This window comes from Paenibacillus sp. cl6col, from assembly GCF_900102125.1.
Classification (GTDB): Bacteria; Bacillota; Bacilli; order Paenibacillales; family Paenibacillaceae; genus Paenibacillus_B; species Paenibacillus_B suaedae.
The window spans coordinates 56,240-76,123 of sequence record NZ_FNAZ01000011.1 but is presented as its reverse complement, the minus strand read 5'-3'; the positions used below and the strand labels follow the sequence as shown (position 1 = coordinate 76,123).

General features: G+C 49.0%; 13 protein-coding genes. 10 read left to right on the top strand and 3 right to left on the bottom strand.

From position 1 onward, the window contains the following. The first annotated feature begins 109 nt into the window (after positions 1-109). The 3 genes from BLS15_RS23835 (at position 110) to BLS15_RS23825 (ending at position 4,247) form a co-directional block, all read left to right on the top strand. Complete coding sequence (locus BLS15_RS23835) at positions 110-1,375, top strand: argininosuccinate synthase (protein ID WP_021257102.1); 1,266 nt, start codon at positions 110-112, stop codon at positions 1,373-1,375. 20 nt (positions 1,376-1,395) lie between these two features. Beyond that, positions 1,396-2,814: an argininosuccinate lyase gene (gene argH, locus BLS15_RS23830; protein ID WP_021257101.1), complete on the top strand. Its 1,419-nt coding sequence runs from the start codon at positions 1,396-1,398 to the stop codon at positions 2,812-2,814. A 257-nt stretch (positions 2,815-3,071) separates the two neighbouring features. Then, positions 3,072-4,247 (top strand): KamA family radical SAM protein, encoded by a 1,176-nt coding sequence (locus BLS15_RS23825; protein WP_090514125.1) that lies wholly within the window; start codon positions 3,072-3,074, stop codon positions 4,245-4,247. Positions 4,248-4,532: 285 nt separating this feature from the next. On the opposite strand, the gene BLS15_RS23820 is transcribed toward BLS15_RS23825, so the two are convergent. After that, positions 4,533-5,960 carry a VanW family protein gene (locus tag BLS15_RS23820; protein ID WP_090514122.1) on the bottom strand — a complete coding sequence of 476 codons (1,428 nt, stop codon included), beginning with the start codon at positions 5,958-5,960 and terminating at the stop codon, positions 4,533-4,535. Positions 5,961-6,309: 349 nt separating this feature from the next. Here BLS15_RS23820 and ftsE point away from each other — a divergent pair, with 349 nt between their 5' ends. The 5 genes from ftsE (at position 6,310) to BLS15_RS23790 (ending at position 12,400) form a co-directional block, all read left to right on the top strand. Next, complete coding sequence (gene ftsE / locus BLS15_RS23815) at positions 6,310-6,996, top strand: cell division ATP-binding protein FtsE (RefSeq protein ID WP_021258837.1); 687 nt, start codon at positions 6,310-6,312, stop codon at positions 6,994-6,996. After that, positions 6,986-7,897 (top strand): permease-like cell division protein FtsX, encoded by a 912-nt coding sequence (gene ftsX, locus BLS15_RS23810; protein WP_090514120.1) that lies wholly within the window; start codon positions 6,986-6,988, stop codon positions 7,895-7,897. Before ftsE ends, ftsX begins: the two co-directional genes overlap by 11 nt. Before the next feature lie 66 nt (positions 7,898-7,963). Then, positions 7,964-9,214 carry a murein hydrolase activator EnvC family protein gene (locus BLS15_RS23805; protein WP_021257096.1) on the top strand — a complete coding sequence of 417 codons (1,251 nt, stop codon included), beginning with the start codon at positions 7,964-7,966 and terminating at the stop codon, positions 9,212-9,214. Between the two features lie 82 nt (positions 9,215-9,296). Further along, a complete protein-coding gene (locus BLS15_RS23800; RefSeq protein WP_021257095.1) occupies positions 9,297-10,733 on the top strand; it encodes a S41 family peptidase in 1,437 nt (478 codons plus the stop codon). Between the two features lie 287 nt (positions 10,734-11,020). Then, the gene (locus BLS15_RS23790; RefSeq protein WP_021257093.1) at positions 11,021-12,400 is read left to right on the top strand and encodes a PDZ domain-containing protein; all 1,380 of its coding nucleotides are present in this window, start codon (positions 11,021-11,023) and stop codon (positions 12,398-12,400) included. 332 nt (positions 12,401-12,732) lie between these two features. On the opposite strand, the gene BLS15_RS23785 is transcribed toward BLS15_RS23790, so the two are convergent. Both BLS15_RS23785 and BLS15_RS23780 read right to left on the bottom strand, forming a co-directional pair. Next, positions 12,733-13,545, bottom strand: coding sequence for a flagellar motor protein MotB (locus tag BLS15_RS23785; protein ID WP_021257092.1), 813 nt, complete (start codon positions 13,543-13,545; stop codon positions 12,733-12,735). Continuing rightward, positions 13,529-14,341: a flagellar motor protein gene (locus tag BLS15_RS23780; protein WP_021257091.1), complete on the bottom strand. Its 813-nt coding sequence runs from the start codon at positions 14,339-14,341 to the stop codon at positions 13,529-13,531. The genes BLS15_RS23785 and BLS15_RS23780 overlap by 17 nt, the downstream gene beginning before the upstream one ends. Before the next feature lie 495 nt (positions 14,342-14,836). On the opposite strand from BLS15_RS23780, the gene uvrB reads away from it, so the two are divergent. Further along, positions 14,837-16,834 carry an excinuclease ABC subunit UvrB gene (uvrB, locus tag BLS15_RS23775; protein WP_028533422.1) on the top strand — a complete coding sequence of 666 codons (1,998 nt, stop codon included), beginning with the start codon at positions 14,837-14,839 and terminating at the stop codon, positions 16,832-16,834. A gap of 69 nt (positions 16,835-16,903) precedes the next feature. Next, a complete protein-coding gene (gene uvrA / locus BLS15_RS23770) occupies positions 16,904-19,780 on the top strand; it encodes an excinuclease ABC subunit UvrA (protein WP_021257089.1) in 2,877 nt (958 codons plus the stop codon). The last annotated feature ends 104 nt before the right edge of the window (positions 19,781-19,884 follow it).

Sequence of the window (19,884 nt, the reverse complement as noted above, 5' to 3'; positions counted from 1 at the left end):
AAGTTGATGGACACAAACAGGACAGAACCTTATCGGGCTTTGTTGAAATTTACTGAACTTCGAACCTCATCTCTACAGCATTTGAAGCATATTGAACGGGGGAGTCATCGTGGCAAAGAACAAAATTGTGCTGGCCTATTCAGGCGGCTTAGATACATCCGTCATTCTAACATGGCTAAAGGAAACCTATGACGCAGAGATTATTACGTTTACCGCGGACATTGGGCAGAAGGAAGAACTAGAGGGCCTTGAAGAAAAGGCAATCGCAACAGGTGCATCCAAAGTCTACATCGACGATTTGCGTGCAGAGTTTGCGCAGGACTTCATCTTCCCAATGTTCCAGGCAGGTGCGCTGTATGAAGGGCAATATCTGCTCGGCACGAGCATTGCGCGTCCGCTCATTGCGAAGCGGATGATTGAGATTGCTCGTATGGAAGGCGCAACGGCGATTGCTCATGGTGCAACTGGCAAAGGGAATGACCAAGTCCGCTTTGAACTGACGGCAGCGGCGCTGGCACCGGACATTCAAGTCATTGCGCCTTGGCGCTCGGAGCAATTCCGCGCTGACTTCCCAGGACGCGCTGAGATGATCGCCTACGCAGAGAAGCATGGGATTCCGGTGCAGGCTTCTGCGGAAAAACCATACTCGATGGATCGCAATCTGCTCCACATTAGCTTCGAGAGCGGCATGCTGGAGGATCCTTGGTTTGACGCAACAGCAGATGCGAATAAAGGCATGTACGTGCTGAGTGTCTCCCCAGAGGATGCGCCGAATGAGTCTGAACTCATCGAATTAACATTTGAGCAAGGCAATTGTACTGCGGTTAACGGAGAGGCGCTCTCCCCTCTGCAGGTAATGGAGACATTGAATGAGCTTGGCGGCAAGCACGGCATTGGTCGTGTTGATATGGTAGAGAACCGCTTCGTCGGCATGAAGAGCCGCGGCGTCTATGAGACACCGGGCGGTACGATTCTATTTACGGCACACCGCATCATGGAATCGTTGACGATGGATCGCGAAGTAATGCATATCCGTGACTCGCTTATTCCGAAGTACAGTGCTGCAGTATACAACGGGTTCTGGTTCGCACCGGAGCGGCTTGCGATTCAAGCACTCGTCAACGAAAGCCAGAAGCATGTGACGGGCAGCGTACGGCTTAAGCTGTACAAGGGGAATGTGATGGGCGCTGGCGTACAGAGTCCGGTGAGTCTATACAATCCAGATATCGCAACGATGGAGGCAGACCCATCTCAGGCATACGATCAAAATGATGCAACAGGCTTTATTCATTTGAACGCCCTGCGTCTTAAAGTCGCTGCCGGCGTGCATGGTACGAAGGTTCATGGGGCTTCCTTGCAAGAAGCGGGCGTGTAACACAGGAAGGGGAGAGCATCGTGAGCAAACTATGGGGCGGCCGGTTTACGAAACAGACGGATCAACTCGTTGAACAATATACAGCTTCGATTACATTCGATAAAGCAATGGCAGAAGAGGATATACAGGGCAGCCTTGCTCACGTGGCGATGCTGGGGGCTTGCGGTATATTGCCGCAGGAGGATGTAGATCAGATAACGGATGGACTTCATCAGGTCGCGAGTATGATCCGCCGCGGGGAGCTGGATTACTCCGTATCCGATGAGGACATTCATATGAATATTGAAAAAGCGCTCATTGAGCTTGTTGGCCCGGTGGGCGGCAAGCTGCACACTGGACGCAGCCGCAACGACCAAGTGGCGACCGATATGCACTTGTACTTACGCAAGCGTGTGATCACCTTTGTTGAGCTGCTCGTTCAGCTGCAGGAAGCACTTATTGCGCAGGCGAAGGAAAACGTGGATACAATCGTGCCTGGCTATACGCATTTGCAGCGTGCACAGCCGATTCTATTCGCCCATCACTTGATGGCGTATGTCGCAATGTTCGAGCGCGATATCGAGCGTTTGACGGACAGCTATAAGCGCATTGATATGCTTCCACTTGGAGCGGGTGCGCTCGCGGGGACGACATTTGCGATTGATCGTCATTACACCGCGAAGCAGCTTGGCTTCAGCCGCGTATATGAGAACAGTCTTGATGCAGTGAGCGATCGGGATTTCATTGTGGAGTTCCTGTCGAACGCTTCCCTGATTATGATGCACTTGTCCCGCTTGTGTGAGGAGCTTGTGCTCTGGTCGAGCACTGAATTTCAATTCGTGGAGCTGGACGATGCGTTCTGCACGGGTTCCAGTATTATGCCGCAGAAGAAAAATCCAGACGTCGCGGAACTAGTCCGCGGAAAGACAGGGCGGGTATACGGTAATCTCGTGGGCATGCTGACGGTACTCAAGGCATTGCCGCTAGCCTATAACAAGGATATGCAGGAAGACAAGGAAGGCATGTTCGACACTGTGCATACGATGGACGGAGCACTGCGCTTATTTGCACCGATGATCGCTACGATGAAGGTGAATCGCAGCCGCATGCGGGAGGCAGTGCGTCAGGACTTCTCCAACGCAACTGACATTGCAGATTTCCTCGTTGGCAAGGGACTGCCATTCCGTCAGGCGCATGAAGTTATCGGCAAGACGGTGCTGTACTGTATTGAACAGAACAAATACCTGCTTGATCTGACTCTGGAGGAGTTTAAGCAATTCTCTGAGCTGTTCGATGATCGTATCTATGCTGTCCTTCAACCTGAGCAAGTTGTCAATGCACGCAACGTATACGGCGGAACAGCAACGGTGCAGGTGGAGGCCGCCATTGGGCGGGCAGAACAAGCATTGGCACAGAAGGCGCTCTGGATTGAAGCCAACGGTGGGATCAAGCTAGCATAGGAGTTGACGGTAGGCTGATTTCTGTTGGATGGGATTAGCGATAGTATTCAGCATCGACACGAAATCATGCAATTCAACTTATCGAGAGCACTGCGCGTTAATAGCGTCCTGTGAGGCGCTGACGCGCTTGTGCTTTTTTTGCATTTGGAGGGAGGTTTCGCTTCGTAGGTTCACCCCTTCCATTGCCTGAATATGTAAACATGTGTATAATTAACTATGTGCATATGCACGATCAAACTTCATAAGGAGGAATGCTAATGCCTCAGCCGAAGTACGTCACCGATATCGACAAGGTCACACAGTTGCCCGAGACGGAAAGGAAACGGCTCAAGCAGATTACCGAGAAATTTGTATTCCGCGTCAACGATTATTATTTGAACCTCATTGATTGGGACGACCCCAATGACCCGATTCGGAAGCTTGTTATCCCGAATACCGGGGAACTGAAAGAGTACGGACGATGGGACGCCTCAGACGAGGACACAAACTACGTAGTCCCTGGCTGCCAGCATAAGTATTCATCCACCGCATTATTAATTGTATCGGAAGTATGCGGCGCCTATTGCCGATACTGCTTCCGTAAGCGACTATTCCGCAACGATGTCAAAGAAGCGATGTCCGATGTGAATCCCGGACTCACTTACATTGCCGAACATCCCGAGATTAACAATGTCCTGCTTACCGGCGGAGACAGTCTGATTCTAGCCACCCCGAAGCTGCGTATGATTTTACAACGTCTGCGCGATATCCCTCATGTAAAGATTATTCGATTGGGCTCCAAGCTGCCCGTTTTCAATCCGATGCGGATTTATGAAGATGAGTTATTGCTGGAGACGATTCGTGAATTTTCAACACCTGACCACCGGATTTATGTGATGGCCCATATTAATCATCCACGAGAAATTACAGAAGAAGCGAAGCGCGGATTCCAAGCACTGCATGAAGCTGGAGCTATCGTAGTCAATCAGACGCCGGTATTGCGGGGGATTAATGATGATGCTGAGGTACTCGGAGAACTGCTAGATAAGCTGTCATGGGCTGGGGTAACCCCGTATTATTTCTTTATTAACCGGCCGGTTGCTGGCAATAGTGAATTCGTCCTCCCCTTAAAGGAAGCGTACCAACTCGTTGAAGCAGCCAAGGCGAAGACCTCAGGTCTTGGTAAGCGGGTCAGGTTATCCATGAGCCATACATCAGGCAAAATTGAAATTTTGGCGATTGAGAACGGAAAGGCTTTTCTAAAGTATCATCAATCAAGAGAGGGGAATTATGGCGCGTTCATGGAGCTTGATTGTCCCGATGAAGCTGCTTGGTTCGATGACTTGCCAGGAAATGAGCAGTTTTGGACACCACCACGCAAAAAACGGCATGACATCGTATCTGTCAATCAGCTTGCAGATATGCCGCAGCAGCGAACGAAGCGGGATGCGTAATGCAATGTTCTGTACCTCGAAAGGGAGAAACTCCTTTCAATGCTGGGTACGGCGGCGTAGATTGATGATCTCGCCTTGCATCCGGATCCAACTTCATTCTATAGGAGGACGTGGCGCTTGACCAATGCCTCACCGCATTTTCTAATTCTGCATAGATGGTGATTGATTTACGTCCATCATTGATTTGCCGCAATATAGTTTTATGCTTACACGAGTAAGAGCCCTCCTCATCATTGGCTGAAGGAGGGCTCTTACTATTGAACCTCAACATATTTCCCCAGTTAGCTAATCGTTGAATACCGGCCCGTTGACACCATCCTCTAAAATCGGGCTCTGATCCTTTTTCGAAGAAGACTGATCCGATCCGCCTGTATTGACCGCTATAAGTGTCGGCTGTGGTCTGTACGTATCCACAAACATTTTTTTGCGTTCAACCTCTTTGCCGTTAACGAGCTTAATTCGGTATGACTCTACCGTATAGCCCTGTTTCCCTTTCTGGATCGTCTCATGGCTGCCGATAGGGAGACTTGGATTTTTCACATATTTAATCGTTGGCTCCAGCACCTTCAATGTTTTGGTCTCCATCCGATAGGATACATCCTTATCCATTGTGCCGAAAAATTTAATAATAAGCCGATCATTCTCTGCTGCAGTTCGAATAATAAGATGCTTGCCGGTTGTATTTTTGAAGCGGAAATTAATATAGCCCTGAGAGAAGGTGGCATCCAATCCAATTGGCAAGTAAGAGACAGGTAAGGAATGATTGCGTCGCTCGACGATTTCCAGACCAGTGCGAAGCACTGCATTGTATAAGGTGCTCGATACTTGGCAAATGCCACCGCCAATGCCGGGCACAAGCTTGCCGTTGAAGATGACGGGAGCTTCCTTGAAGCCGTATTTCTTTTCCGTCTCAGCAATGACTCTATCATAGTCGAAAACCTCACCAGGCTTCAGCACCATGTCATGAATGGTCTGGGCAGCTGCGTTGACATTATGGGTGCGGCCGTCGCTGGCTTGCACGAAGCTGGTTGAGAACTCAATAATCTTTCGTTCAATCCCCTCCGCTTTCAGCGATGCTATCGTGACTAGTGGGGCTGTTTTTTGTAGTGGTACCTGTAGTGCAATGGATTGCCCTTCATTCCACGTGTGTGGGATGGAGGTGCGGATGAGTTGTTCCAGCTGTAATCGGTCGATGCGAAGGACTGTTTTTTCAGGTGTATAGCGAATGGTGTCGTCTTTTGTGATTTCTCGCTGTGCATTTACGGGCTTGCCGAATGTCTTTTCCTCCCAGTCTGGAGTCAAGCGCTTCGCCCACACGTCTTTATTCCAGCGGAATTGAAGTGTCCATGATGTCGGGAAATAGTAGCGTGCTTGAATTCGTTCCCAGAGAGAGCCTTCCTTCATCTTGTCGAGTGCGCGTAAAATAGGCTCCGCATCATAGGTAACGCCGAGATCAGCAAGTGTAGTTTTGACTGGTTCAACGTTCGTGTCATCGAAGGAGAATTCGAATGGCGTTTGCTCCAACTGCTCAATTTTTGCTTTTAATTGCTCGCGGAAGGCGTCCATGGATTGAGAGCCGATATTCCAAGTGGACAGATGTACGTTGGGAGGGATTGTTGGCTGTGATGCATAGCTGTGAGCCAAGCCCCATACCGCAGTACCTACCAACAAGAGTGAGGCAACGGTTATAAATAGTGCATGGATTTTTTTCACTGCAATAGCCTCCTGCTTATGAAAAAATGAAGAAATAGAGTCCTTGCTTGAAGCAAGCCTAAGGACGAGAAGATTTGATTTATTCATTCTCATACTATATGCGACTTGAATAGCAAACTTGACTCGATGAGTGTAGAGAACAAGGGAACATTGCGTTAGCTGGTTGGAGGGGATGACTACAGCAAGGGCCGAACTGCTTCCGACGGCGTTAGCTGCTATAGAACGCTGAATGATAGCTGAATGTGGTGCTATGCGTAAAAAGATGTTGAAATTTCCTTTCTTTTAAAGGAATTAGAGCACTTATGTCGAATGTATATTAGCTGATCTTTTAAACTTAGGGTGTGATTATTTGATAGAAATGCAAGATGTATGGAAAACGTATCAAGACGGCTCTCACGCATTGCGCGGCATATCCGTCCAAATTGATAAGGATGAATTCGTCTATTTGGTTGGACCGTCGGGAGCAGGGAAATCGACATTCATGAAATTGATCTATAGAGAAGAAGTGCCTACAAAGGGGCAAATTTTCGTAAGTGGATTCAATATCGGCAAGCTGAAGCAGCGCAAGATTCCGTTCGTTCGGCGCAATATCGGTGTCGTGTTCCAGGACTTTCGACTTTTGCCGAAGCTGACTGCTTATGAGAATGTTGCCTTCGCGATGGAGGTAATCGAAGCGCCGAAGAAGGTTATTAAGCGTCGTGTGCCTGAGGTGCTTGAGCTGGTTGGATTGAAGCATAAGATGGGCAGTCTGCCGGCACAGCTGTCTGGGGGAGAACAGCAGCGAATCGCGATTGCAAGGGCAATTGTGAATAACCCATCTGTGATTGTGGCTGACGAGCCAACGGGGAACCTCGATCCAGAGACATCATGGGGAATTATGAAGCTGCTTGAGGAAATTAATTTCCGCGGCACGACGATTGTCATGGCTACTCATAACAAGGATATCGTCAACTCGATGCGCAAACGGGTTATTGCGATCGAGCAGGGACTTATTGTTCGTGACGAGGCACGGGGGGAATACGGCTATGATTTTTAATTCACTGTCCCGCCATGTCAGAGAAGGAAGCAAGAGTATTTTCCGCAATGGATGGATGTCTTTCGCATCGATTAGTACGATAGTGATCTCGTTATTTATATTAGGTGTGTTCATGTTATTGTCGTTGAATGTAAACGAGATGACGAAGCAAATTGATAACAAGGTACAAATTCGAGTTTATATGAAGCTTGATGCAACACAAGAGCAGAAGGAACTAGTCGCTACAGACATCGGCAATATGTCAGAAGTAAGCAAGGTTATCCCAATCTCCAAGGAAGAGGGCATGAAGCTGCTGGAGAAGAACTTGGGTGAGGACGGCAAGGAACTGCTTAACGGGTATACGAAGGATACCAATCCGCTTCCGGATTCCTTCACGGTTGAGGTATACGATCCAGCAACGATTGGCATAGTCGCGAAGAAGATTAGTGCCATTAATGATACGAATAGCGCGAAGCCGCTGTGGAAGGTCAATTACGGGAAAGGAACGGTCGATACCTTGCTGAAGGTAACGGCAACCGTGCGCAACTTCGGCCTTATTATTGTAGCGGGCCTAGCCGTTACAGCGATGTTCCTTATTTCGAATACGATTAAAGTTACGATTATGGCTCGTCAGCGCGAGCTTAGCATTATGAAGCTTGTTGGGGCAACCAATTCCTTCATTCGAGGACCGTTCTTCGTCGAAGGGGCTCTCCTAGGCATTGTAGGGTCACTAATTACAGTTGGACTGCTATTTTACGGATATCAGCAGCTCGTGATGAATTTTGAGTTGGGCTTGCAGATGGTCAAGCTTATTCCACTGCAGGATGCGTGGCTGGTTGTTGGCAGCACTCTAGTGGGACTAGGCATTTTGATTGGCACATGGGGAAGTACGATTTCCATTCGTAAATTTTTGAAAGTATAGATAGCACCAACGAAATGCAGCGTATGAATGATAGGGCCCAAATCGGGGGAGATCGGAGGAACCGGATTGAAACGGAGTACTGGTTTGAAGAAGTGGATCACGTTATTCGCAAGCTTTGCAATTGTCTTCTCGATGGCGCCGCCATCTACGGGACAAGCATCAGAGTTGGACAAGGTCAATCAGCAATTGAAGCAGCTTCAGAGCGAGATGCGTCAAGCGGAGAATAAGCAGCAAGAAGCGAAGTCCATGAAGGCCGAAGCAACGAAGTTGCTTGGAAAGACGCAGAAGGATATGGACTATCTTCTGTCTGAGATTGATAAGAAAGCTAATGAGATGGCGAATGTCGCTCATCAAATAGATGAAACAGAATTAAATTTGGCTGAGGCAGCAGATGAACTGCAGAAGGTCAACAAACGAATTGATGAACGTGAGGATTTGCTGGATACGCGTGTGCGATTGATGTATACGAACGGCGTCGTGTCCTACATAGATGTATTGTTTAGTGCGACAAGCTTCTCTGATTTCCTGGATCGGTTCGATTCACTGCAATCGATCGCTGAACAAGATAAGGAAATATTGGCGGAGCATAAGCGTGACAAGCAGCTCGTAGTCCAGAAGAAGCAGGAGATCGAGACGAACCTGAAGCAAGTAAAATTGCTGTATGCGAAGCTCGATAATGCGAAGAAGGACTTAATGCTGAAGGAAAAAGAAAAAGAAGTCATGATTGCAAGCTATAATAAGCAAATTGACGAGTCAGATGACGCGAGTGAGGAGCAGGACAGACTGCTCGTTGAGTTTGCGAAAAAACGTGCCGAGCTGCTCCGTAAGAAGAATGAGCTGATGAAGCCGAAGGAGAAGCCAAAGCCGAAAGCGAAGCCAAGAAGCAGTTCGAACCCGTCGAGCTCAGCGTACTCGGGCGGCAAATTTGCGGTTCCTCTTCATGATGATTATTATATCTCTTCACGATTCGGTTCGCGCACGGATCCGATTACTGGGAAACAAGGAGCGTTCCATAGCGGTCTCGATATGGCCACGCCGGGAGGTACAGATATCTATGCTGCTGAATCAGGTACAGTTCTGATTGCAGAATGGTGGTCTGGATACGGCAACTGTGTCGTCATCGATCATGGAAATGGCGTTTGGTCCCTGTATGGACATATCCGCAACGGTGGAATTAAAGTATCGAAGGGTGACCAAGTTTCACGTGGCGACAAGATTGCAGAGGTAGGTGCAACAGGCCGGGCAACAGGCAACCACCTCCACTTCGAAGTTCGCGTGGATGGAGAACGGGTTGATCCGGAACCTTATTTGAAATAAAAATGGCAGTTTCGACATATACTAAGATGAATGTTGACTGAGTAAGCGTAGGGAACATAGGGAAGACAAAGGCGGTGATTCGATGTCATTCAAAGGGCGAACCGTCGCTCTGCTCGTCGGAGCGGCTATGCTGACAGGCAGTGCCTTAACGTTTACAGTAATGGACTTGCCGATATTTGCGAGTGGTGGACAAGCTGCATCGACAGGCAATGGTTTATCAGCGAGCGAGATGCAGAAGCTGAACTCGGCGTTAGGCATTATCGAGAATAAATACGTTACCGCCGTTGAGCGCAACAAGATTGTAAATGGCGCTGTTCATGGCATGATCGCCGCGCTTAATGATCCTTACTCCTCCTTTATGGAGAAAGAGGAAGCGGAGCAATTCAATCATAGCATTGAAGGTGCTTTTACTGGGATTGGCGCGGAAGTGACGATGGAGAACGGCGAAGTGACGGTAGTATCGCCGATTAAGGGATCACCTGCTGAGAAGGCCGGTGTCAAGCCGAAGGACGTGCTGATTTCCGTAAATGGCGAGAGTCTGGAGGGCAAAAATCTAAACGAGGCAGTAGCGAAAATCCGCGGCCCGAAGGGTACGAAGGCTAAAATACTTATCAAGCGGGCAGGGCAAACAGTTCCACTTGAGCTCGTCGTTGTGCGAGACGAAGTAGACATGGAAACTGTATATCCAAAGATGCTGGATGGAAATATTGGCTATATTGAGATTCGTCAATTCTCATTGAATACGTTCGATCGTTTCAAGGAAGAGCTTGAAAAGCTGGAGAAGCAGGGAATGAAGGGGCTTGTTATCGATGTGCGTAACAATCCGGGCGGTGTGCTCGATATTGTGCAGAAGATGACAGAGCTGTTCGTTCCGGAAGGCAAGTCCATTGTTCAAGTGGAGGATCGGAACAAAGAACGCAGCAGCTACTTGTCTAAGGGGACTGCGAAGCTGAAGCCATATCCGGTCACGATGCTGACGAATAAGGGCAGCGCCAGTGCCTCTGAAATCATGGCCAGCGCGTTGAAGGAATCTGCTGGAGCGAAGCTCATCGGTGAGCATACATTCGGCAAGGGAACAGTACAGACGAGCTATAATTCTGGAGATGGCGGTCTGATCAAGATTACAATTGCGAAGTGGTTAACGCCGCAAGGCAATTGGATTCATCAGAAGGGCATCGAGCCAGATATTGCGATTCAGCAGCCTGACTTCTATTATGTCGCTCCTGTTCCGAAGGATAAGACGCTCGCATTTGATATGAATGATGCGAATGTCAAGAATGTTCAGATTATGCTTGATGGACTTGGTTACAAGCCAGGTCGTAAGGATGGCTATTTCTCCAAAGAGACAGAGGCTGCCGTTAAGGAGTTCCAGCAAGCATCTAAGCTGACCGTCACGGGCAAGGTTGACGCAAAGACGGGAGAACAGCTTGAGCAGGCGATTGTTAAGGCCATGCGGGATCCAAAGAACGATGCACAGCTGCATAAGGCGGTTGATGTACTGAAGAAGGAAATCCGCTAAATGCTGTCGAATATAAAGAAGGTCGTGAGCTTCGGCTTCGGCCTTCTTTTTCTTTTGATTGCAAGATTGGGTTTTCGGGTAAATGGATACGTGATGAGTAATGTATTACGTATAAAGTTCGTCTCCATTAAGGTTATAAAGGGTTATAGAAAGTGGGTATTTGGTTTGAAGGCAAGATGGTTAGTAAGCTTGAAGACAAGGATGGCTGCAGGTGGGCAGCCTAGAGGGTACGTGTTCAGCATAGATAGAGTGCGTAGTCTAATTGGTGATGGAGAGGGGCGAATCATGTGAACCTGCTGGTGGATATCAGTATTCGGGTAGGCGAGGCTGTATTGCAATGGCTGATCTCGCCATTTTATTGGCTGTCCATTCTACTCATTGCCATGCACTATCGCAGGCAAGTGATTCTGGAGCGAAGACTGTTCGCAGTGAAGATGCACAGCTGGATCACCCATACCTGGCATGCATGGCTCGGTGGCTTGATTTCAGGCATCCTCGTAACGTTCGCTGCAATTGGACTCGGCGTGTCTCTAACACGGGAAGTGATCGTGCTGCTGTGGATCATTGCTCTCGTGCTGTTGCTTATTCGTGTTCGATTTCTGTGTCTTGCTTATGCGGCAGGCTTGCTTGCTATTATACAATTTGTATTAAATACATGGGTGACAACATGGAATCCAGATGGATGGCTAGGGGATACCGTTGCTTCAGTGCGTGGGATGGACGCTGCTGGGTTGCTGGTGCTTGTCGCACTTCTGCATGCGGCTGAAGCTGTCCTTATTCGCAAGCAGGCAGCGCGTATGGCTGGGCCGATGTTCATGGAGAGCAAGCGTGGACGCGTCGTCGGGGCCTATCGCATGCAGAGCATGTGGCCAGTTCCGCTGCTTCTACTCTTTCCAGCGGGTGAGGGAGCAGCTTTGCCTTGGACGCCGTTGTTCGGTGGAGAACTGTGGCAGCATGGTTGGTCACTCATTGCGTTTCCGATTGTTATTGGCTTCTCCGAGCTGACGTTTACGAAGCTTCCACAGCAGAAAGCAGCGCTAAGCAGTACGCGTTTGTTCGCGTATGCGTCACTGTTGCTTGCGATTTCATTAGCTGCTGCTTGGTGGGCGCCGCTTGTGCCTGTGGCCGCAATTGCAGCGATCGGCATGCATGAGGGCTTAATCTGGTTGAGTCGCAGAGAAGAAGCGGAACATAGTCCGGTGTTCACCCAAGATGCTGGAGGACTCCGCATTTTGGCTGTCCTGCCGAATAGTCCGGCAGCGGAGCTTGGTATTATGCAAGGTGAAGTGATTGTGAAGGTGAACGGTGTGAAGGTAAGGACGAAGGCGGAGCTGCATCAGGCACTCCGTATGAATTCCGCGTTCTGTAAGCTGGAAGTGAACAACTTATCAGGTGAGGTTCGTTTCTTGCAGCGGGCTATTTATGCTGGTGAGCACCATCAGCTGGGCGTATTGCTTGCTCCTGATGATCGGGTTGAATATGTAGCAGTTACACGGGCTCCGTCCTTATTTTCATACTTGTTAGTGCCTTGGACTCGTTCCAAGCGCGGAGCAAAGCGTAAGCTGCGCGAGCAAGCAGAGAACGATGTGCAGTCTGCAGACCACATGAGTGAGGCTGCGAAGACGTTGAATGCATCAATGCCTACAGATGTGGATAATCGAGCATAGTAAGGATAATAATTTTCGGGAATCCAATCTACTCAATTGTTTTTGGGGATATACAGCAAACTGAGTGGGATTTGTATACGAGAATCGAGATTAAGCATTTAACAAAAAGGGATTAATCAGAGTCAGTTGTGCAACTACTCTAATTAATCCCTTTGTTTTTTGAACTCAAATATATCTAATCTTGTGGATTGTGGATAATAGGATTGAAATATATGATTTTGTCGACAAGTTGTTAACATTCTGTAGATAAGTCCGTGAATAACGTGGATAAGTACGGTTTATCCTGTGAATAACTATTGGATAACCATGCGCTTGAATCAGCTAACGAACGTCTATTGCACCATTTTCCGCAGAACAATGATTTCTACGCGTCGATTTTGTTGACGATGTTGCTCTGTGTCGTTATCCACAAGTGGACGAGTTTCGCCATAGCCGGCAATTTGGAATTGTGCGGCATCGAGCTTGTTATCATCTACGAAGTAACGAAGAACGGATAGGGCTCGTGCAGCGGATAGCTCCCAGTTATCCTTATAGCGGCCGCCTTGGGCGAACGGTAAGTTGTCCGTGTGTCCCTCAATGCTAATGGATGTACTCAGCTTCGGAAGTAAGGTAGCAAGCTTCTTCAGTGGAGGGAGTGCATCATCCTTCAATTCAGCACGACTTAAATCGAACAGCAGTCGATCGCTCATTCGGATGGCGATTCCTTTTGGCGTATCAGATACGGTGATTTGGCTGCCCAGTTTGTTCTCATCGATATATTGCTGGATGACACCCATGAAGTTTTTCAGCTCTGCCTCTTGCTTGCGGAAAGCCAGATCCTTGTTCGTAATTGTACCTATTGCCACGGCTTTTTCTTCCTTGTCCTTGCCGTCGGCTCCGTCTTGTTTGGTTTGTTTGTCTCCTGTTTGTCCTGGCTTCGCATAGGATCCATCCAGAATGGTGGAGCCCTTTAAGGACGTATCCGTATTGCGGAAGGATACCTGCAGTGTTTCAGACAGAGACTCATATTTATCCACATCAATCTTACTCATGGCATACATGACGACGAAGAAGATCATGAGCAGGGTGATGAGATCCGCGTACGTAATAAGCCAGCGCTCGTGATTCTCAGCGTGTGCTCCTGATTTTCTATTTCTGCGTCTCATGAATCATCCCCCGCTTTGCTTCTGGAACCAACTTGAGTGGTTCGAAGGAGTCTTCGGCGAGCAGGAATGAGCCGAGTTTTTTGCGAATAATTTGCGGGTTCTCGCCGGCTTGTACCGCTAAAATTCCATATTCGATCATTTCCATGACACGTAATTCTTCCATGCTGCGCGCTTTAATTTTACTCCCAATCGGCAAGTAAATGATATTCGCGGTTGCAACCCCGTATAGGGTGGCTGTGAAGGCAACGGCAATGGATGGTCCGAGCGAAGACGGATCTGACAAATTGCCGAGAACGTGGATAAGACCCATAACGGTTCCGATAATCCCCATTGTTGGCGCATAACCGCCAGCTGCTTCAAATATTTTTGCATAGCCTTCATGTTTTTCTTCGATGGCGTCCATCTCCAGCTCCATCATCTGCTTCACGAGCTCGGGATCAGTTCCGTCTACAATCATCATGATGCCATCACGCAAATATCCGTTCTCATGCTTGTGAGCATCGTTCTCCAAGGCGAGGACACCTTCTCTGCGAGCGACAGTACTCATAGCGACGATGTCGTCGATTAATTGCTGTGCGTTTGTTGAGTTGCGGCCGAACGCCATCTTAAGCGCGTTCGGGATACTGCGTAGCCGATTGCCCGGGAAGCTGATGACGACAGCGGCAATCGTTCCGCCGAAGACGATCAGTGCAGCTGTTTTCTCCCACAGGCCACCCATTTGTCCACCTTCCCACAGGAAGCCTCCGATGAGTGCAGCTAAGCCGGCAAGAATGCCAATTACAGTAGTTTTGTCCATAGATAATCCTCTCTCCCGTTCAGTGTTTCCCATTTGCATCCAATCGATGAAAAGAGTATAATGGAAAAGGGAACAAACATTCTTATTTTTCATATGTAAAGATGATGTCCGCCTCATGCGGGATCCTTCTTTGCAACGATTTCAGCATCCATACTATATCATGGCAACAGACCTAAGCGAACCCATTGTTTCGCCATGCTGTACCTGATATGTTTATCGGGTGGAAATTGGGTAAAGTTTAGGGGAAGAGGGCGCTTGCGGGCCTGTACCAAAGTTTTGAGTCAAGAGTCCTAGGGTGTCCCAGAACGAGCGTTTTTTGCGCGAATAAGCAGGATGAAATGCCTATAAACAGAGAATGAGGCAGAAATTTATTTTCATTACAGTAGCGTTTTGCTGTACGGGTCGGAGTACGGCTGCATAATGCAGTTCTAAGCTCTGACAGATACAGTTCATCATATAAAATCTACATGATATTAAATAGAAAGTGGTGAAGTTGTGACGGACTTTGAAAGGGAAGACAGACCTTTTGAGCTAGTATCCGAGTTCTCCCCTCAAGGAGATCAGCCTAAGGCGATTGAACAATTGGTTGAAGGCGTCCATCAAGGGAAACGGTATCAGACGCTGCTCGGAGCGACAGGAACAGGGAAGACCTTCACCATCGCCCAGACGATAGCTCAGTTGAATCGTCCTACGTTAATTATTGCTCACAATAAGACTCTCGCTGCACAGCTGTGCAGTGAATTCAAGGAATTCTTCCCGAACAATGCTGTGTCTTATTTCGTCAGCTACTACGATTACTATCAGCCAGAAGCCTATATTCCTTCTTCCGATACGTATATTGAGAAGGATTCCAGTATCAATGAAGAGATCGACAAACTTCGTCACTCTGCTACCAGCTCCTTGTTCGAACGCCGTGATGTTATTATTGTGGCGAGTGTATCGTGCATCTATGGCTTGGGTTCCCCGATGGAGTACGGCAACCTCGTATTGTCGCTTCGGGTGGGGATGGAGAAACCGCGGAACGCGATTCTTAGCAAGCTAGTCGACATTCAATACCAGCGCAATGATATGAACTTCACACGCGGTACGTTTCGCGTGCGGGGCGATGTCGTTGAAATCTTCCCAGCCTCGAACGGTGAGAACGCAGTTCGTGTGGAGCTATTCGGTGACGAGATCGAGCGAATTACTGAGATAGATGTGCTGACTGGTGAAATTATTGGTGAACGTGAACATATCGCAATCTTCCCAGCGTCTCACTTCGTAACGCGAGAAGAGACAATGAAGGTGGCTCTCGTCAATATAGAGCGTGAATTGGAAGAAAGGTTAGAAGAATTGCGCAGTATGGGCAAGCTGTTAGAAGCACAGCGTTTGGAGCAGCGTACTCGCTATGATATCGAGATGATGCAGGAGATGGGCTTCTGTTCGGGGATCGAGAACTACTCCGGACCGCTCACATTCCGTGAACGCGGTGCAACACCGTATACGTTGCTTGACTATTTCCCTGACGACTTCCTTGTCGTGGTCGATGAGTCTCATGTTACGCTCCCACAGGTGCGTGCGATGTACAACGGCGACAGAGCGCGGAAGGAAGTGCTCGTTGAGCATGGATTCCGCTTGCCGTCGGCGATGGATAATCGACCGCTCAAGTTTGAGGAGTTCGAGCAGAAAGTAGGTCAGGCTGTGTTCGTATCAGCGACGCCGGGGCCGTTCGAGCTTGAGCATACTCCGAAGATGGTAGAGCAAATTATTCGTCCGACGGGTCTTCTGGATCCGATTATTGAAGTACGGCCTACGAAGGGGCAGATTGACGACTTAATTGAAGAAATTCGCATTCGCTTGGATAAAGACGAGCGTGTCCTTGTGACGACGTTAACGAAGAAGATGTCCGAGGACTTAACCGATTATTTGAAGGAAATCGGCATTAAGGTGCGTTATTTGCATTCTGATATTAAAACCTTGGAACGGATGATGCTGCTGCGTGATTTGCGGCTGGGCGTGTACGATGTGCTTGTCGGCATCAACTTGCTGCGTGAAGGGCTCGACTTGCCGGAAGTATCGCTGGTTGCGATTTTGGACGCAGACAAAGAAGGCTTCCTTCGCGCAGAACGCTCCCTCATTCAGACGATTGGGCGTGCGGCGCGGAATGCATCAGGACGTGTCATCATGTACGGGGATAAAATGACGGATTCGATGCATAAGGCCATCACGGAAACCGAACGGCGCCGCAAGATTCAGATGGCGTTCAATGAGGAACATGGCATTACGCCACAGACAATCCGCAAGAAAGTGCGCGATGTGATCGAGGCGACGAAGACAGCGGAGTCGAAGGAAGGGTACGATATCAGCAAGTCTGTCGAGAAGATGTCGAAGAAGGATCGTCAGTCGGTCATTCAGCGATTGGAAGCGGAAATGAAAGATGCCGCGAAGAACCTCCAATTCGAACGAGCAGCCGAGCTGCGTGATGCTTTGTTGGAATTGAAGGCGATGGACTAATCATAGAGCAGTAATTTTAGATGCCGTACGTGGTTCGAGTGAACCTGAACGAGCAGGAGGGGTAATCCATTGGCTAGTGAACATATTGTGATTAAAGGGGCGCGTGCCCACAACTTGAAAAATATCGATGTGACGATCCCGCGCGACAAGTTCGTTGTACTTACGGGTCTTAGCGGCTCGGGCAAATCGTCATTAGCCTTCGACACGATTTACGCTGAAGGGCAGCGCCGGTATGTGGAGTCCCTATCCGCTTATGCGCGTCAATTTCTTGGGCAAATGGAGAAGCCGGACGTCGATTCCATCGATGGGCTATCTCCAGCCATCTCAATTGATCAGAAGACGACAAGCCGCAATCCGCGTTCAACGGTTGGTACGGTTACGGAAATCTACGACTACTTGAGACTATTGTTCGCACGTGTCGGTCATCCACATTGTCCAGAGCACGGAATAGAGATTACGTCGCAAACCGTGGAACAGATGGTGGATCGTATCATGTCGTACCCAGAGCGTACGAAGCTGCAATTGCTAGCCCCAGTCATTTCTGGACGCAAAGGGGAGCATAAGACAGTATTTGCTGATATTCAAAAGCAAGGCTTCGTGCGGGTTCGTGTGGATGGAGAATTGCGTGATGTGTCCGAGACGATTGAGCTGGAGAAGAATCGCAAGCACAATATCGAGGTTGTTGTAGATCGAATTGTCGTGAAGGAAGATGTGCAATCGCGTCTCGCCGATTCGATTGAGACAGCGTTGAAGCTGTCAGACGGCAAGCTGATTGTGGATATTATCGGCGAGGAAGAGTTGGTGTTCAGCTCGAATCTGGCTTGTCCAGAATGCGGCTTCAGTATCGATGAGCTTGCTCCCCGCATGTTCTCCTTCAATAGTCCATTTGGTGCTTGTCCAGAATGTGATGGACTCGGTATGAAGATGATTGTCGATCCTGAACTGCTGGTGCCGGATCGTGAGCGCACGATTGAGGATGGCGCTTTTGAAGCATGGGCAGGCAGCACGTCGAACTACTATCCGCAGTTCTTGGCTGCGGTATGCGAGCATTATGGAATTTCTACGGATGTTCCGGTATCACAATTAGACAAGGAACAGATGTCCAAATTGATGAATGGTACGGGCGGTGAAAAGGTTCGCTTCCGATATGAGAATGATTTCGGTCATAAGAAGGAAGCCTTTGTGCCGTTTGAAGGTATCGTTCATAATCTGGAGCGCCGCTACCGTGAGACGGCATCCGAGGGCATCCGTGAATATATTGAAGGGTTTATGAGTGCGAAGCCATGCGCCTCCTGCAAAGGGCATCGTTTGCGCAAGGAAAGCTTGGCGGTTACGGTAGGCAATGAGAACATGGCCTATGTCACCTCGCTCTCTATCGGAGAAGCGCAGCGTTTCTTTAGCGGCTTAGAGCTATCAGAGAAGGAGCAGTTGATTGCTCACCTCATTCTGAAGGAGATAAATTCGCGTCTTGGCTTCCTCGTGAACGTCGGGCTTGAGTATTTGACCTTGAACCGTGCAGCGGGAACGCTATCTGGCGGAGAGGCACAGCGCATTCGCTTGGCGACACAGATTGGCTCGAGCTTGATGGGCGTTCTGTACATTTTGGACGAGCCTAGTATCGGTCTGCATCAGCGTGATAATGATCGCTTAATCCAGACGCTGGAGCATATGCGCAACCTCGGGAATACGCTTATCGTTGTCGAGCATGACGAGGATACGATGCTTGCAGCCGATTATATTATCGATATCGGCCCTGGCGCTGGTATCCACGGCGGTATGGTTGTAGCTGAAGGCACGCCGAAGCAGATCATGAAGGATAAGAACTCGCTTACCGGGGCTTATTTGAGCGGTCGCAAGTTTATCCCCGTACCTGAGGAACGCCGCAAGACGGATGGACGCTGGCTGGAGGTTCGTGGTGCGAAGGAGAACAATTTGCGCGGCGTTCATGCAAAGATTCCACTGGGCGTCTTCACTGCAGTAACTGGCGTATCCGGCTCAGGCAAGTCGACACTCGTCAACGAGATCTTGTACAAAACGCTGGCGCGAGATTTGAACAAGGCAAAGGTACGCCCAGGTGAGCACAAGGAAATTCGAGGACTTGAGCATATCGATAAAGTCATTGATATCGATCAATCCCCAATTGGGCGAACGCCACGTTCGAATCCAGCCACGTATACAGGTGTATTCGATGATATCCGTGACCTGTTCTCTTCAACGAATGAAGCGAAGATCCGTGGCTACAAGAAGGGACGCTTCAGCTTCAACGTGAAGGGCGGACGCTGTGAAGCATGTCGTGGAGACGGGATTATTAAGATTGAGATGCACTTCCTGCCTGACGTCTATGTACCTTGTGAGGTATGTAAGGGCAAGCGATACAATCGTGAGACGCTGGAAGTGAAATACAAAGGGAAGAACATCGCAGATGTGCTGGAAATGACGATCGAGGATGCAGTGGAGTTCTTCCAGAACGTTCCTCGTATCCATCGCAAGATTCAGACATTGCTTGATGTCGGCCTTGGGTACATGAAGCTCGGACAGCCTGCGACAACATTGTCTGGCGGTGAGGCACAGCGCGTGAAGCTGGCAGCTGAGTTGTATCGCCGGAGCACAGGCAAGACGATTTACATTTTGGATGAACCGACTACAGGTCTTCACGTTGCGGATATTGATCGCTTGCTGCAAGTGCTGCATCGACTTGTCGATTCCGGTGAGTCGGTGCTCGTTATCGAGCACAATCTGGATGTTATTAAGACCGCAGACTATATTATTGACTTGGGTCCAGAAGGCGGCAGCGGAGGCGGAACAATCGTTGCGCACGGAACGCCGGAGCAAGTCGTCACGGTACCTGCGTCTTATACAGGCAAGTACTTGAAGCCGATCTTGGAGCGCGATGCGGAGCGTACGAAGCAGCTAACGAAGAAGGATCGGGAAGCGCAGCAAGTGTAGAATCAGCATCGTTTCATTGATGTACGATACAGGCACGGTACGGCTTATAACAGCTGGCCGTGCCTTTTTGTGCAGTTTGTTTTTCGAACGTGTTATTAAATGTG

Excerpts from the sequence above, each read along its gene's own strand:
- BLS15_RS23825 (WP_090514125.1), top strand. The coding sequence starts at position 3,072 with ATGCCTCAGCCGAAGTACGTCACCGATATCGACAAGGTCACACAGTTG.
- ftsX (WP_090514120.1), top strand. The coding sequence starts at position 6,986 with ATGATTTTTAATTCACTGTCCCGCCATGTCAGAGAAGGAAGCAAGAGT.
- BLS15_RS23800 (WP_021257095.1), top strand. The coding sequence starts at position 9,297 with ATGTCATTCAAAGGGCGAACCGTCGCTCTGCTCGTCGGAGCGGCTATG.
- BLS15_RS23785 (WP_021257092.1), bottom strand. The coding sequence starts at position 13,545 with ATGAGACGCAGAAATAGAAAATCAGGAGCACACGCTGAGAATCACGAG.
- BLS15_RS23780 (WP_021257091.1), bottom strand. The coding sequence starts at position 14,341 with ATGGACAAAACTACTGTAATTGGCATTCTTGCCGGCTTAGCTGCACTC.